The sequence below is a fragment of the Arsenophonus nasoniae DSM 15247 genome, from assembly GCF_000429565.1.
Classification (GTDB): domain Bacteria; phylum Pseudomonadota; class Gammaproteobacteria; order Enterobacterales; family Enterobacteriaceae; genus Arsenophonus; species Arsenophonus nasoniae.
The window spans coordinates 1-1,378 of the sequence record NZ_AUCC01000242.1 but is presented as its reverse complement, the minus strand read 5'-3'; the positions used below and the strand labels follow the sequence as shown (position 1 = coordinate 1,378).

Here is a 1,378-nt window from a genome sequence, read left to right as displayed (position 1 = left end):
TTGATTGCATTTTCTTAACCTCAGATGGTAGAGATAGATTACTGTCGTCACTCACCATAGGCCACTTCGCAAAATGACCTATAATTAGTGTTTTTTGCGTTTACATTTCTTTCTCTGTCAGTGTTGCCCTTTCACGACCGTTATTCTTTACGAAACAGTGCTAATCTTCTCGCCAATCGGATCGCGTTTAGCGGTACATCGCATTTAATGCGCAGGGGTCTATACAGAAAAATCTGTGCTGTTCCGACTTTCTAAATTGTTAAGGAGCGGATGTTCATATTTCTTACATAACTCAATGTTAGTTTTATATAACATAGCTGTCAACTATTTTTGTTAATATTAGTTACCATTAAATGTAAAACGAAAACTCTGAAGAAGATATATCAGCTTTTTAGGTGGGTAAATTTGATATGATATTTATCTTGATTGTCTATTGATTCGAATTCTCTTTTTAGCAAGCTGTTCAAATAGTTGGTCGTAATATTGTTTTTTTTCTCTCAGCGATTCAACTAATTCTTCTTGTTCACTATCGGGTAATTCGTCGAATAAATCTAATAACGTTTTTTGGAGATCGGAGAGTTTTATTGGTGCTTCCGGTAGTTCACTCGCTGATATAGGTAAATTTCCCTGTTCTTCAAAGAGCCATGATGGTTCGCAATGTAATGTTTTAGCAAGAGCCATCAGATTTTCTCCTTTCGGTGTAGACTCATTTCTTTCCCATTGAGATATTGAAACGTGAGCTATACCTAATATAGACGCTAAAGCACGCTGAGATAATTTCAATTCTTGACGACGTGCTTTTATGCGTTCTCCTAATGTTTTCATATTCACCTCTTGTTAAATTAAATGAACAAATGTTGATTTCGTTTTTGTTAACTTATATAGTAAGGATAAGCTAACAAAAGTTAGTTTAACCTAACATATGCCATTAAGTCAGCTAAACATCAATTTAGAGGTGATTATGTATAAAAGTTATGTGATTAAATACTTTAATAGCGCGGCCGCTTTAGCAAGGACATTAAACATTAACCGAGCATCTATCAGTACTTGGAATGAAATTATTCCTGAAAAAAGGGCGCTTCAAATAGAACGTATTACCGCTGGAGCTCTAACTTATGATCCAGCCCTATATATAAAATCTCCATTTACCCAAAATAAATCTAGTAAAACTGAATACTGCAATAAAGAAACTAATATTGGTCTGGCGAAATGTGAAAATTTTTAAGGGATCTTGGATGTGCAACAATCTTGGCTATCCGCCAAAAACTAATTCATAAAACCTTAAAGGCCAAATAACCCATGCAAATCAATTATTCTGTCGGGCGTAGTGTGAGTGATCAGCGCCCGAGTCCTGCTGTTGCGGGCTCTTTTGCCGAGT

The 1,378-nt window shown here is 35.7% G+C and carries 2 protein-coding genes; one reads left to right on the top strand and one right to left on the bottom strand.

Annotated elements, in window-relative coordinates; all coding sequences use genetic code 11:
* Positions 1-417 precede the first annotated feature (417 nt).
* Positions 418-825 carry a helix-turn-helix domain-containing protein gene (locus G468_RS0117970; protein ID WP_034250518.1) on the bottom strand — a complete coding sequence of 136 codons (408 nt, stop codon included), beginning with the start codon at positions 823-825 and terminating at the stop codon, positions 418-420.
* 136 nt (positions 826-961) lie between these two features.
* Here G468_RS0117970 and G468_RS21960 point away from each other — a divergent pair, with 136 nt between their 5' ends.
* Positions 962-1,225 carry a Cro/CI family transcriptional regulator gene (locus G468_RS21960; RefSeq protein WP_081700730.1) on the top strand — a complete coding sequence of 88 codons (264 nt, stop codon included), beginning with the start codon at positions 962-964 and terminating at the stop codon, positions 1,223-1,225.
* The last annotated feature ends 153 nt before the right edge of the window (positions 1,226-1,378 follow it).